Origin of the sequence: Streptomyces albireticuli (assembly GCF_002192455.1) — a bacterium.
Taxonomy (GTDB): domain Bacteria; phylum Actinomycetota; class Actinomycetes; order Streptomycetales; family Streptomycetaceae; genus Streptomyces; species Streptomyces albireticuli_B.
Genome location: NZ_CP021744.1, coordinates 4,879,444 through 4,893,252, shown reverse-complemented (window position 1 = coordinate 4,893,252; position 13,809 = coordinate 4,879,444). Strand labels below are relative to the sequence as shown.

The following is a 13,809-nucleotide window of genomic DNA, read 5'->3' as shown; positions in this document are numbered from 1 at the left end:
GCTACACACTAATACCGAGCGGTGACACGCACCTAAGTACGGATACTCAACGGGCCGCTCAGCCCGACGTCACCACGGCCGCCTGCGGCCGGATCGGCAGCCGGTTGACCGGGCGGCCCGTCGCGGCGCGTACGGCGGAGGCGACCGCCGCCGGGGAGGTGACGACCGGGACGGCGCTGATGGCCTTCGCGCCGAAGGGGGCGACGACGTCGCGTTCCTCGACCAGCTTGACGATGCGGATGTCGGGGGTGTCCAGCGCGGTCGGCAGGGCGTAGCCGGTGAGGTCGGGGCGGCGGACCTGGCCGGCGGAGGTGCGGAGGTTCTCGGTGAGGGCGGCGCCGACGCCCTGGGTGATGCCGGCCTCGATGCGGGCCCGGGCCTGGGCGGGGTTGAGGACGCGGCCGACGTCCTGGGCGACGGCCATCTCCACCACACGCACGGAGCCCAGCTCGACGTCGACGTCGACGACGGCGCGGACGGCGCAGAAGGCGAGGCCGACGAAGGCGTCACCCTGGCCGGTCTCGTCCAGGGGCTCGGTCGGGTGGGGGCGGCACTGGGCGGTGGCCCAGAGTTCCTTCCCGTCCAGGGCCTCGCCCACCGTCGTGCTCAGCACGCCGTCGTACGAGGTGATCTTGCCGTCGGCGATGGTCAGCAGCTCCGTGGACATCCCGAACTGGGCGGCCAGGGGCTGGAGGAGCTGGGTGCGCACCATGCGGGCCGCGCGCTCCACCGCGCCGCCCGAGACCCAGGTGTGGCGGCTGCGCGCGCCGGGGCCGGAGGGGGGCTGGTCGGTGTCGACGGGGGCGACGTGGACCTCTTCGAGGCCGAGGACGTCCTGGACGATCTGCCGGGCGAGGGTGGTGAAGCCCTGGCCGGTCTCGACGGCCGCGCAGATGACCGTGGCGACCGAGCCCGTGACCTTGACCGTGGCCGTGGACACCTCGTCCGCGCCCTCCGCGCCCAGCATGTGGATCATGCCGAGGCCGTAGCCGACGCCGCGCCGGACCGCGCCCGGCTCGCCGGCGCCGTCCGGGCCGCCGGGCAGCAGCCAGTCCTGCTCGGGGTCGTCCTGCGGGAGGGCGGGCAGCGGGTAGTCGCGTACGGCGCGGAGGAGTTCGGCCACCGGGGCCGGGCAGGTGACCGTCTGGCCGGTGGGCAGCAGGTCGCCCGTGGCCATGACGTTGCGCAGCCGCAGCTCGGCCGGGTCCATGCCGAGCCGGGCGGCGAGCTTGTCCATCTGGCCCTCGTAGGCGGCGCACACCTGCATGGCGCCCTCGCCGCGGACGTGGCCGGAGGGCGGGTTGTTCGTACGGACCGCCCAGCCCTCGACGAAGGCGTGCGGGACGACGTACGGGCCGCAGGCGAAGGAGACGGCCGCGGCCAGGGCCTCGCCCGAGGAGTCGGCGTACGCGCCCGCGTCCAGCAGGATCTGCGCCTCGACCTTCACCAGCTTGCCCTCGGCGTCCGCGTGGTGGCGGTAGCGGAGCAGCGTGGGGTGGCGGTGCGGGTGGCTGAGGAAGGACTCCTCGCGGGTCGCGGCGAGCTTGACCGGGTGGCCGGTGCGCAGGGCCAGCAGGCCGAGCGGGAGCTGCATGCCCGGGTCCTCGCGGTCGCCCATCGCGCCGGGGACGCCGGTGACGACGACCTTGACGCGCTCCGGGGCCAGGCCGAAGCAGGCGGCGGCCAGGTCGCGGTCGGCGTGCGGGTCGGTCGAGGCGGTGTAGATCTCCACGCCGCCGTCGGGGCGCGGCACGGCGAGGCCCGCCTCGGCGCCGATGGGCGCGGGGTCCTGGCGGCCGATGCGGTAGAGGCCCTCGACGACGACCTCGCCGGTCACCTCGGGGTCGCCGAAGCGCAGCGGGATGTGGCGGATGAGATTGCCGTCGGGGTGCAGCGGCTCGGCGGAGAAGGCCTGCTCGGGGTCGGTGACCGGCTCCAGCACCTCGTACTCGACGGCGATGGCCGCGGCGGCGAGGCGGGCGGTGTCGGGGTGGTCGGCGGCGACGGCGGCGATCGGCTCGCCGTGGTGGCGGACGATCTCGGAGGCGAAGACGGGCCGGTCGGCGATGCGGCGGCCGTGCGCGGTGTCGCCGGGGACGTCGGCGTGGGTGACGACGGCCCGGACGCCCGGCATCCGGGCGGCCTCGGTGGTGTCGACGGAGAGGATGCGGGCGTGGGGGTGCGGCGAGCGCAGCACCGCGGCCCACAGCAGGCCCTCGGCCCACAGGTCCGCCGCGTAGGGGTAGATGCCCTGGGTCTTGGCGGCCGCGTCGGCGGCGGGGAGGGAGACGCCGAGGCCGTGCGGCGGCGGCTCGGCGGGGCCGGCGAGGGCCGGCGAGGTGACGGGGGCCGTGGTCACGGCGCCGTCGGCCGTGCCCGCCGCGCCCGCCGTTCCCGTCATGCCGCCCATGCCGCCCGTTCCCGTCATTCCATTGCCCTTCCGCTTCCGCCGCCGTGCGGGCCCGCCTGGTGCGGGATCCGTGCCTGGTCCGCGTCCGGCTGCGGCTCTTCCGGTGCCGCCGCCGTCTCCGCGCGCTCCTCGACGACCTGGCGCACCGCGTCGAGCACGCCCCGGTAGCCGGAGCAGCGGCAGAGGTTGCCGCAGATGGCCTGGCGGGTCTCCAGCTCCGTCGGGGCGTGGTTGCCCTCGAGCAGGTCGTGCATGGTCATGGCCATACCCGGCACGCAGAATCCGCACTGCACGGCGCCGCAGTCGGCGAGCGCCCGCTGGACGTCCGAGGGGCGGCCGCCGGTGGCGAGCCCCTCGACCGTGCGCACCTCGGCGCCGGCGGCCGTCGCCGCGGGCACCAGGCAGGAGGCGACGAGCCGGCCGTCGACCTGGACGGAACAGGCGCCGCACTCGCCCTGCGAGCAGCCGTCCTTGGCCCCGGCGAGGCCGAGGCGCTCGCGCAGGACGTAGAGCAGCGACTCGCCGATCCAGGCGTCGGTCACGGGCCGGTCGGTGCCGTTGACCCGCAGGACGTACGAGGCGCAGGGGTGTTCCGTGTGCGGCGGGAGCTGCGGGGCGGGGTCGGCCTCGGGGGCCGGCTCCGGAGCCGCGCCGGGGGCGGTTTCGAAGCCCGCGCCGAGGTCCGGTCCGGCGCCGTCGCCCGGGTGCGCGGGCTCGGCGGCCGCGCCGGGGGCCGTGGGTACGCCGGGTGCCGCGGAGGCGTCCCCGGGCTGCTCCGGGTGGGCGTCCGCCGGTGTCTCCGGCCGCTCCTGCGCGGAGGCTGCGGGGGCCGCGGGGGCTTCCGGCTGTGTCTCCGGCGCCGTCCCGCCGTCGGCCACGGGCTCCGGCCCGTCGGGCGCCGGCTCCCCGGTGGCCGGGGCCTCGGCCACCGGCTGGGGAGCGACGGGCGGTACGGGTTCGGTCTCCGGCTCGGGCGCGGCGGCCGGCACCGGGCCGGACGACGTCCACACGTTGGTCGGATGATCGCCCGTACCGGTGACACCGGTCGGGTGCGCGGAACTGCCCGGAACCGGTCCCGCAGCCGGTTCGGCGGGCGGGACGGAAGCGGAGGGGAAGGCTGCGGCCATGGCTGCGGGCGGGCCCGGGACCGGCCCGGGGGCCGCATCCGCAAAGGCGTCCAGGGCGTACTCCCCGGACTCCTCCGGCGTGTCGCCGGACGCCACGGGGATCGTCCACTGGCCGCTCGCGCCGGTGTCCCCGCCCGGCACGGCGCCCAGGGGGCCGCCGACGGACGCGGTCACGGGGGCGGCCGCCACCTGCTGTTCCCAGGCGCCGGGGGTGCCGAGGGCGCCGTCGGGCAGCGGCGCGGCCTCCGGGGCGGGTGCCGCCCAGTGCGTGCCGTGGCCGTCGGTGCCGTGCGGGTCCGGGGGGAGGTGGTGGTCGGTACGGGCGTGCGGGTCGCCGTGGACGTGCGGCTGCGGGGCGGTGCGGCCGTGCAGCAGGTACTCGCCGGACTCGTCCACCGGGTCGTCACCGGCGGCCGGCACGCTCCAGTGCGCGTGGCCCGGGACCTGCCCGTAGTCGTGCGCCTGGGCCTGCTGCCCGAAGGCCTGGGCCGGGTCGTGCGCCTGACTCTGGAGCCGGTCCTGAAGCCGGTCCTGGAGCTGGTCCCGGAGCCGGCCGTGGATCCGGCCCTGACCCTGGCTCAGCCCCGTCTCCGTCGCGTGCCGTCCGTCCGCGCCGTCACCGGCGGCGAAGGGCATCGCCCACTCGGCCGTGGCGTGCGGGTCGGCACCGGCGGGCTCCGCGGCCGCGTGCGGGTGCTCGTAGGGCGCGGGAGCCGGAGCGCCCCACTCCCCCGCCCACTGCTGACCGGGCGCCTGGACGGGCTCAGGGGCGCTCTGCGGCGCCGGGTGGTCCCCGCCGGGCCGCTGTGCCTCCGGCTGCTCCGGATGCTGCTGTACGGGCGCCTGGGGCTGCTGCCAGGGCTCGCCGACGGGCGGGGTGTAGCCGCCTCCGCCGGTGGCCGCGAGCGGGTCCCAGCCGCCACCGCCGGACAGCCCCGCGCCCGGGTGGGCGAGGAGCTCCGGCGGCAGTTGCAGGAAGGTGGTGCCCTCGTCGAACTCCCCGCCGCGCGGGATCGGCTGCCAGCCGCCGGGTCCGGCGGCCTGGGCGTGTCGCTGCTGTTCGTCACTCACGCGAGTGCCCTCCCCAGTGCTCGGCGGGCCAGAGTCGCCACCGTACGCCGCAGGTGCAGCGCCGCGGGCGGCAGGGTGCCCGGCTCGCCGCCTTCGAGGGGGGCGGGCGCGGGGTCGGGAATGCAGGCGGCGGCGACGTAGTCGCCGAAGGCGGCGCAGGCCTCGGGCGCGAGGGTGCGCTCGCCGTCCCAGTCGATGAGCGAGGCGACCCAGTGCTCGGCGTCGAGCGGGCGCAGCGGCATGGGCGCGACCGCGCCCACCGCGCACCGGACGTTGCGCCGGGCCGGGTCGAGCACGACGGCCACGGAGGCGACGGCGCGCCCCGGGCCGGTGCGGCCGGTGGCCTTGAGGAAGGCCTGCGGGGCGTGCAGCAGCGGCACCCGGACGTAGCCGATCAGCTCGCCGGGGCGCAGCATGTCGAAGCCGGTCAGCAGATGTCCGACGGGGATCTCGCGGCGGCCGCCGCCGGGGCCCGCGATGATCAGGGTGGCCTCCAGGGCGGCGAGCACGGGCAGCGCGTCGCCGGTGGGGGCCGCGGAGGCGATGTTGCCGCCGAGGGTGCCCGCGTTGCGGATCTGGGGCGGCCCGGCCGTGCGGGCGGCGGCGGCGAGCGCCGGGATGAGCGCGGCGAAGTCCGGCCGGCCCATCCGGGCGTGGGTGAGTCCGGCGCCGAGCAGGGCGTGGCCGTCCTGGTACTGCCAGCCGCGGATCTCGTTGATGCGGCCGAGGCCGACGAGGGCGGCGGGCCGGAGCAGCCCCGAGTTGACGGCGGCCATGAGATCGGTGCCGCCCGCGACGGGCACGGCGGCGGGCATGGCGGAGAGTGCCGCCACGGCCTCGTCGAGCGAGCCCGGCAACGTCACCGTGTGCGCCGCCTGCGGTGCGTGCGTGGTCAACCCAGCTGCCCCTTCCCCGGTGGTCCCGACTGTTCCGCCTGATCCCGCCGTACGGTACGTGCTGTCGGCCCGGACGTGGCAACTCTGGCACATCTTCCGAGCCCGCCGTCGCGAGGGTCCACGAACCGCCGGTCCGTCCCCGGCCTGGCGAATGGTCCGCTTTTCAGCAGTGTTGCCAGTCTGTACGGATTGCCATGATTAGGGGACTATCAGGGCCCCTTGTACGACTTACGGTGTGTGTGGAGGAACCACCGTGCCAGGGGGCCGGCGCGGGGACGGGGCGGTTCGGGACGGCTCACACGATCGGGGGCTCGCCGTCGAGCGGGCGTCCGAGGAGACCGGGCCGACGCTGCCAGGGACGGGGGCCGCCCGGTGGCCGGTAGTCGACGCCGAGGGCGTCGAGGCGGGCGTAATGGGCCGTCATGCGGCGCTCGAAACCGCGGTAGTCGCGCTCGGCGGGGGCGGGCAGCGCGGACCAGACGGCCTCGGCGAAGGCGGCCAGGCGGGGGAACGCCTGGTAGTCGACGCGCTGCTGGGTCTCCGTCACCTCGGTCCAGAGGTTGGCCTGGGCGCCGAGGACACGCGCGGCCTCCTCCCCCGTGAGCTCGGGCGGCACGGGCTCGAAGCGGTAGACATCCTCCAGGGTGCGGACGTAGCCGATCGGCACGGGCTCGTCCGGCCCGTCGGCCTGCCGGTGGTCCAGGTAGACCCGCTGCTCGGGGCACATCACCACGTCGTGCCCGGCCTTCGCCGCGGCGACGCCGCCCGCGTAACCCCGCCACGAGGAGACGGTGGCGCCGGGCGCCAGGCCCCCTTCCAGGATCTCGTCCCAGCCGACGAGCCGCCGGCCGCGCTCGGCGAGCCACCGGTCGAAGTGCCGGATGAACCAGCTCTGGAGCCCGTCCTCGTCGCCCAGCCCCTCCGCCTCGATCCGGGCGTGGGCGGCCGGGGACGCCTTCCACTGGTCCTTGGGGCACTCGTCGCCGCCGAGGTGGACGAAGGGCGAGGGGAAGAGTTCGAGGACCTCGGTGAGGACGTTCTCGTAGAAGGCGAGGGTGTGGTCGGCGGGGGCGAGGACGTTCGGGCTGACGCCCCAGGTGTCCCAGACGGACAGCGCGGCGGTGTCGACGACGTCGGTGTTGCCCAGTTCCGGGTACGCGGCGATGGCGGCCTGCGAGTGGCCCGGCACGTCGATCTCGGGGACGACGGTGATGTGCCGCTCGGCGGCGTACGCGACGATCTCGCGGATGTCGTCCTTCGTGTAGAAGCCGCCGTGCGGCCGCTCGTCCCACAGCGGTGATGCCCGGTGGCCGAGCTTGGTCCGCGCCCGCCAGGCGCCGACCTCCGTCAGCCGCGGGTAGCGCTCGATCTCCAGGCGCCAGCCCTGGTCGTCCGTCAGGTGGAGGTGGAGGACGTTGAGCTTGTGCGCGGCGAGCAGGTCGAGGAAGCGCAGCACGCCGTCCTTGGGCGTGAAGTGGCGGGCGACGTCGAGGAGGACGCCGCGCCAGCCGAACCGGGGCGCGTCCTCGACGACGACGGGCGGCAGCTCCCACTCCCGCTTCCCCGTCACCGGCGCCCGGCGGAAGGCGGCCGGGCCGAGCATCTGACGGAAGGTCTGCGCGCCCCGGAACACACCGGCCGCGCTCGCGCCGGAGATCTCGACGTGGTGGCCGTCGACGGCCAGCCGGTACGCCTCCGGGCCGCCGCCCCCGCCCTCACCCTCGCTGTCACCGAGCTCGGGCAGGATCCGCAGCAGGACGCGGCTCCGGCCGCCGCGGTGCGGCGCCAGCGGCAGCCCGGTGGCGGCGCCGACGGTCGCCCGCAGCCAGCGGGCGACGTGCTCGGTGCCGGGCCGGGCGTCCATCCCCGTGTCCTCGCCGAGGGTGTGGCCCCTCCCCTCCGGCTGCCCGGGTTCCCCGGGCGCGGGCCGGACGCTCCGGGGCGCCGGGATCAGGTCCATGTCGTCGTACGTGCCGAAGTCACTCATGTCCTCAGTCCTTGACCGCTCCGCCGAGGCCCGACACGAGCCTCCGCTGTACGAGTACGAAGAAGACCAGCACGGGCACCGTCATGACGGTCGACGCCGCCATGATGCCGCCCCAGTCGTTGCCCTCGTCCTTGAAGAAGACGAGGAGCGCCATCGGCAGGGTGGAGTTCTCGGTGGCGCTGATGATGAAGGACTTCGCGAAGAGGAAGTCGTTCCAGGTCGAGATGAAGGAGAAGACGCTCGTCGCCATCAGGCCGGGGAGCACGAGCGGGAAGAGGATCTGCCACAGGAAGCGCGCCCGGCTCGCCCCGTCGAGGTACGCGGCCTCCTCCAGCGCCTCGGGGACGGCCCGGACGAAGCCGCGCAGCATCCAGATGGCGAAGGGCAGGGAGAAGGCGAGGTGCGGCAGGATCAGCGAGCCGAGGGTGTTGAGCCCGATGCCCGGCACCGCGTCGCCCACGTCCCGCATCAGGAAGAACAGCGGGATGGTCAGGGCCTCGACCGGCACCATCTGGGCCACCAGGAACATCACCAGCAGCGTCGTCCGGAAGCGGAACCGGAAGCGGGTCACCGCGGTGGCGGCGAGGAAGGCGACGAGCCCGGAGGCGACGACCACGGCCGCCGCGACGAGCAGGCTGTTGAGGAAGTAGCGGCCGAAGTCCTGCTGGTCGAAGACGCGCCGGAAGGCGTCGAGCGAGGGCCGCAGGGTCCAGGGGCGCGGCTCGGCCGACTGCACCTCGTCCGCGGGCTTGAAGGCGGCGAGGACCATCCAGTACAGCGGGAAGGCCACCACGGCGGCCACGAGCAGGGCCGCGGCCTCCGCGGCGAGCCGCCACGGGCGGCGGATCCGGAGGGCGCTCATATCTCCTCCCCCTGACGGCGCAGCAGCCTCAGGTAGCCGAGGGTGACGGCCAGCAGGATCAGCAGCATGACGACGCCGATCGCCGAGCCGAGGCTGTACTGCGAGGAGGCGAAGGCCTTCTGGTAGGCGTAGACGTTGAGGGTGAGGTTCTGCCCGGCGATGCCGCCGCCGTTGGTCATCACATAGATCTGGGTGAAGACCTTGAAGTCCCAGATGACGGACTGGACGGTGACGACGACGAGGATCGGCCGGAGCATCGGCGCCATGACCCCGCGCCAGATCCGCCACTGCGAGGCGCCGTCGAGGGCGGCGGCCTCCAGCACCTCGGTGGGGATGGCCCGGATGCCCGCGTAGACGGTCACCATCACGAAGGGGAACGAGCACCAGACGACTTCGAGGAGGACGAGCCCGAAGGCGCTGTAGCGGTCGTACGTCCAGGAGTGGCCCTCGAAGCCGGAGAGGCCGAGCGCGCTCAGGGCGGCGTCGACGGGCCCGAGGCCGGGGTCGAAGAGGAAGAGCCACACCGTGGAGCCGGTGACGGCCGGGGTGGCCCAGGCGCCGAGGGCGGCGAGCATCAGCGCGAGGCGCGGCAGGGCCCGTACCCGGGTGAGGAGGACGGCCAGCGCGCAGCCGACGGCGAGCGTGGCGAGGACGCAGGCGGCGGCGAAGACGACCGTCGCGAGGAGCACCTGCCGGAACTGGGGGTCGCCGAAGAGCTCGGTGTAGTTGCCGAGCCCCTGGAAGGAGGTGGGTTCGCCGCCGCTGACCTGGGCCTGGGTGTATTCGAGGAAGGAGATGAGGCCGAGCTGGTAGAGGGGGTAGACCAGCAGGCCGCCGATGAGGACGAGCGCGGGGGCGAGGTAGAGCCAGGGCGTCCAGGCGCCGGCCCGGCGGCCGGGGCGGGAGGCGCGGGACACGCGCGTGCCGGTGGCCGTCATCCGCGGAACGCCGCGTTCATCTTCTTGGCGGCGCTCGCCGCGGCGGCGTCCAGGCTCCGGCGGCCGCTGACGATCTCCTGGAACATGACGGGCAGCACCTGCGCGGCGTCGACGGCCGCCCAGCCGGGCGTCGCGGGGACGGACCGGGCGCCGGCGTCGAGCGTGTCCACGAAGGGCCGGACGAAGGGCTGCCGGCGGGCCGCCGCGGCGCGGACGTCGGTGAAGGTGGGCAGGAAGCCCATGGCGTCGAAGAGGTCGGCCTGGGCGCGCTTCCCGGCCAGCGTCTTCATCAGGTCCACGGCGAGGGTGCGGTGGGAACTGCTCTTGAGGACGCCCAGGTTGTTCCCGCCGGCGAAGGCCGGGGCGATGTCGCCCTCCGCCGCACCGGGCAGCGGTACGACCGCGTAGGCGCCCTTGACCTTGCCGTTCTCCACAGCGCGGTGGCTGAAGTCGCCCCCGATGGCCATGGCCGCCTTGCCGGACGCGAAGGACTCGACGGTGGCGTTGCCGCCCATCTGCGCGCAGCTGCTCCGCGGGCAGTTGTGGTCGCCGAAGAGGTCCGTCCAGGCGGCGATGCCCTTCTTGGCCCGCTCGTCCGTGAGCGTGGAGACGTAGCCGCGGCCCTTCTTCTCCGCGATGCCGCCGCCGTGCGCCCACAGGAACGGCAGCGCGCCGTAGGTGTACGCGCCGCCGACGGCCAGGCCGTGGAGGCCGGGCCGCTCCCGGTGCGCGCGGCGTGCGGTGGCGGCGAGCTCGCCGAGGGTGCGCGGCGGGCGCAGGCCGAGCTCCGCGAAGACGTCGGTGCGGTAGTACAGCGCCCGGACGCCGACGAACAGGGGCGCCCCGTAGGCCTTGCCGTCCACGGTCACCGACCGGCGGGCCGCCGGGTCGGTGTCCTTCGCCTCGGCCCAGGCGGCGAGATCGGCCGTGACGTCGGCCAGGCCGCCGTCCTTCACATAGCCGGCGGTGTCGGTGTTGCCGTACTCGATGAGGTCGGGGGCGCTGCGCGGGTCGTTGAAGGCGGCCTTCACCCGCTGGGCGCGGGTCTCGACCGGGATGTAGGCGACGTCGACCCGCACCCCGGGGTGGTCCTTGGTGAAAGCGGCGACGGCCCGGTCGACGACGGCCGCCTTGGGGGCGTTGTCGACCTCCCGGAAGAGCCAGACCCGCAAGGTGCCGGTCCCCTTGTCGCCCCGGCCGCCGGGGACGGCGGTCGAGGGCGCGCAGGCGGCCGCCGCGGTGAGTGCCGCGACCACGAGGCCGAGCGCCCGCGCGGCCCGGTTCCTGCGGGCCGTCCGGGCCGTACGGGCGGCCCGTCTGCCGGGTCCCGGGGCGGGTGGTGGTGACAGCGACGCCATGGGCTCCCCTCCCACGTCGAGGCGTTGCAGCATGCGCAACGCACGTTTCGCAGTGCACAACTGAGAGGAGGCTAGGGGCGTCCGACCCGCCGGACAAGAGCAAACGGCCCCCGGAGCGCGATCACGCGCTCCGGGGGCCGTGGGAATCCTGGGGAAAAGGCCCGGACGGGAGAGGCCCGGGGAGGAACTCCGGCTACTTCTTGTCGCCGCCCTTGCCGCCCTTGCCGCCCTTGTCCTTGTCCCCGCCGGCACCCATGCCGTCGAAGATCTCCTTGCACATCGGGCAGACCGGGTACTTCTTCGGGTCGCGACCGGGGACCCAGACCTTGCCGCACAGTGCCACCACAGGCGATCCGGAGAGGGCGCTCTCCATGATCTTGTCCTTCTGGACGTAATGGGCGTAGCGCTCGTGGTCGCCGTCGCCGTGCGACACCTGCGGCGTCGGCTCTACGAGGGTGCCGGTCCCTGCCCCGCGCTCGGGCTCAAGAGTGCTCATGGTTTCCAAGAGTACTGGGGGCCGGGGCCCGGGGCCGTTCCCTGGGCAGGCCTGTCACCGCCCGGCACGGGACCCGCCGCCCGCCGGGCCGCCGGGGGCCGGGCGGGGCCGCGCCGGAGGCGCCCGCTCCGGGGCGGCCGGGTCAGTTCAGGCTCGGGTCGTCCGGGTACGTGGCGACCATCGCCAGCTCGTTGCGCTGGCGCCGCAGCACCGCCCGCCACAGCTGTCCGGGCTCGGGCGAGGAGACGTCGCCCGGCTCGGACTCCACGACGTACCAGGCGCCCTCGACCAGCTCCTCCTCCAGCTGGCCGGGCCCCCAGCCAGCGTACCCGGCGAAGATCCGCAGCGAGCCCAGGGCCGCCGCCAGCAGCTCCGGCGGGGCCTCCAGGTCGACGAGGCCGATGGCGCCGTGCACCCGGCGCCAGCCGAGCGGGCCGTCCCCGGTGGTGGCGCCCTTCTCGCCCTTCTCGTGCCCCTCCCCCGGCACCACGCCCACGCCCAGCGCGGAGTCCAGCGAGACGGGGCCGCCCTGGAAGACCACGCCGGGCTCGCCCGTGAGGGACGCCCACGACTCCAGGATGTCGGCCACGCCGACCGGCGTCGGGCGGTTGAGGATCACACCGAGGGAGCCCTCCTCGTCGTGGTCGAGGAGCAGCACCACCGCACGGTCGAAGTTCGGGTCAGCGAGCGCCGGTGTCGCGACAAGCAGCCGTCCTGTGAGCGAGGACACCTCGGACATGGGCACATGATCCCGCATTTCGGGCCGTTGCGGAGGGTGGACGACCACTCCGAAGGGACATGGGACGCCGGAAACGGGGCAGGGGGGACCGGGAGAGGGAAAAGCAAGGCCACGGAGATAACCGGTAGCGACCATTCCATTAACGCAGCGTGTTGTTGCGAAGCCATGACATACCCGGAGCCCCCTTACGCACGCAGGAGGGCCCTCCGGTCGCATTACCCTTTCTTCTTGCCCCCCTGCCCAACTCCAGGAACGCGAGATCCATGACCGGCCCTGACGATGTACTGCTTGTCCACGGCGGCACCCCGCTCGAGGGCGAGATCCGTGTCCGCGGCGCGAAGAACCTCGTGCCGAAGGCCATGGTCGCCGCGCTGCTCGGCAGCGGACCGAGCCGGCTGCGCAATGTCCCCGACATCCGCGACGTGCGGGTGGTCCGCGGTCTGCTCCAGCTGCACGGTGTGACGGTCCGCCCGGGCGACGAGCCCGGCGAGCTGATCATGGACCCCTCCCATGTGGAGAGCGCCAACGTCGCCGACATCGACGCGCACGCCGGCTCCTCGCGCATCCCGATCCTGTTCTGCGGCCCGCTGCTGCACCGGCTGGGCCACGCGTTCATCCCGGGCCTGGGCGGCTGCGACATCGGCGGCCGGCCGATCGACTTCCACTTCGAGGTGCTCCGCCAGTTCGGCGCGACCATCGAGAAGCGCGAGGGCGGCCAGTACCTGGAGGCCCCGCAGCGGCTGCGCGGCTGCAAGATCCGCCTGCCCTACCCCTCGGTCGGCTCGACCGAGCAGGTGCTGCTGACCGCCGTCCTGGCGGAGGGCGTCACGGAGCTGTCCAACGCGGCCGTCGAGCCGGAGATCGAGGACCTCATCTGCGTATTGCAGAAGATGGGCGCGATCATCTCCATGGACACCGACCGCACCATCCGGATCACCGGTGTGGACTCGCTCACGGGCTACAACCACCGCGCCCTCCCGGACCGCCTGGAGGCGGCCTCCTGGGCGTCCGCGGCGCTGGCCACCGAGGGCAACATCTACGTCCGCGGCGCGCAGCAGCGGTCGATGATGACCTTCCTCAACACCTACCGCAAGGTCGGCGGCGCCTTCGAGGTCGACGACGAGGGCATCCGCTTCTGGCACCCGGGCGGCTCGCTCAACGCCATCGCGCTGGAGACCGACGTCCACCCCGGCTTCCAGACGGACTGGCAGCAGCCGCTGGTCGTGGCCCTGACGCAGGCCTCGGGCCTGTCGATCGTCCACGAGACGGTGTATGAGTCCCGCCTCGGCTTCACCTCCGCGCTCAACCAGATGGGCGCGCACATCCAGCTCTACCGCGAGTGCCTGGGCGGCTCGGCCTGCCGCTTCGGCCAGCGCAACTTCCTGCACTCGGCGGTCGTCTCCGGCCCGACCAAGCTCCAGGGCGCCGACCTGGTCATCCCCGACCTCCGCGGCGGCTTCTCGTACCTGATCGCGGCCCTGGCCGCCCAGGGCACGTCCCGGGTGCACGGCATCGACCTGATCAACCGCGGCTACGAGAACTTCATGGAGAAGCTCAAGGAGCTGGGTGCCAACGTCGAGCTGCCCGGCGGCACGGAAGCCTGACGGCCGCCACCCCCACCGGGCCCGCCCCGGCTGGGGGTCCGGGGGTCATCCCCCGGGCCAGCACAGCATGGAGAAGCTCAAGGAGCCGGGTGCCGACGTCGAGCTGCCCGGCGGCACGGAAGCCTGACCCGCTGCCGCATCCGGTCCGCGTCCGAGCCCGCGGCCGTACCTGAGTCCACGACAGCTCTGAGCTGGGAAGCTCTGGCGCGGCCCTGACGGCCCGTAAGCGCCTGTACCGACCACGAAGGTCGGTGCGGGCGCTTTCGCGCGTCTACGGCCCCTTACAGGCCCGTAAGGGGCCCGTCCAGGCCATGGCAAGCC

10 protein-coding genes are annotated in these 13,809 nt (G+C 74.4%); 1 reads left to right on the top strand and 9 read right to left on the bottom strand.

The features are described 5' to 3' along the window. Positions 1-58: 58 nt before the first annotated feature. The 9 genes from SMD11_RS21060 to SMD11_RS21020 all read right to left on the bottom strand — a co-directional run bounded on the left by SMD11_RS21060 (position 59) and on the right by SMD11_RS21020 (position 11,884). Positions 59-2,401 (bottom strand): xanthine dehydrogenase family protein molybdopterin-binding subunit, encoded by a 2,343-nt coding sequence (locus SMD11_RS21060; RefSeq protein ID WP_234366437.1) that lies wholly within the window; start codon positions 2,399-2,401, stop codon positions 59-61. Between the two features lie 23 nt (positions 2,402-2,424). Then, on the bottom strand, positions 2,425-4,608 hold the full coding sequence (locus SMD11_RS21055) for a (2Fe-2S)-binding protein (RefSeq protein WP_234366109.1): 2,184 nt from the start codon (positions 4,606-4,608) through the stop codon (positions 2,425-2,427). Further along, on the bottom strand, positions 4,605-5,504 hold the full coding sequence (locus SMD11_RS21050; RefSeq protein ID WP_087927919.1) for an FAD binding domain-containing protein: 900 nt from the start codon (positions 5,502-5,504) through the stop codon (positions 4,605-4,607). Before SMD11_RS21050 ends, SMD11_RS21055 begins: the two co-directional genes overlap by 4 nt. A 295-nt stretch (positions 5,505-5,799) precedes the next feature. Beyond that, a complete protein-coding gene (locus tag SMD11_RS21045) occupies positions 5,800-7,491 on the bottom strand; it encodes a beta-N-acetylhexosaminidase (protein ID WP_234366108.1) in 1,692 nt (563 codons plus the stop codon). Positions 7,492-7,495: 4 nt separating this feature from the next. Next, entirely contained in the window at positions 7,496-8,353 is an 858-nt protein-coding gene (locus tag SMD11_RS21040) for a carbohydrate ABC transporter permease (RefSeq protein WP_087927918.1), read from the bottom strand. After that, the gene (locus tag SMD11_RS21035) at positions 8,350-9,291 is read right to left on the bottom strand and encodes a carbohydrate ABC transporter permease (protein ID WP_087927917.1); all 942 of its coding nucleotides are present in this window, start codon (positions 9,289-9,291) and stop codon (positions 8,350-8,352) included. The genes SMD11_RS21040 and SMD11_RS21035 overlap by 4 nt, the downstream gene beginning before the upstream one ends. After that, positions 9,288-10,682, bottom strand: coding sequence for an extracellular solute-binding protein (locus tag SMD11_RS21030; protein WP_234366107.1), 1,395 nt, complete (start codon positions 10,680-10,682; stop codon positions 9,288-9,290). The genes SMD11_RS21035 and SMD11_RS21030 overlap by 4 nt, the downstream gene beginning before the upstream one ends. Positions 10,683-10,842: 160 nt before the next feature. Further along, positions 10,843-11,145: a DUF3039 domain-containing protein gene (locus SMD11_RS21025; RefSeq protein ID WP_087927915.1), complete on the bottom strand. Its 303-nt coding sequence runs from the start codon at positions 11,143-11,145 to the stop codon at positions 10,843-10,845. Between the two features lie 142 nt (positions 11,146-11,287). Beyond that, entirely contained in the window at positions 11,288-11,884 is a 597-nt protein-coding gene (locus SMD11_RS21020; protein WP_087927914.1) for a YqgE/AlgH family protein, read from the bottom strand. Between the two features lie 263 nt (positions 11,885-12,147). On the opposite strand from SMD11_RS21020, the gene murA reads away from it, so the two are divergent. Then, positions 12,148-13,488 carry a UDP-N-acetylglucosamine 1-carboxyvinyltransferase gene (gene murA / locus SMD11_RS21015; RefSeq protein ID WP_087927913.1) on the top strand — a complete coding sequence of 447 codons (1,341 nt, stop codon included), beginning with the start codon at positions 12,148-12,150 and terminating at the stop codon, positions 13,486-13,488. The last annotated feature ends 321 nt before the right edge of the window (positions 13,489-13,809 follow it).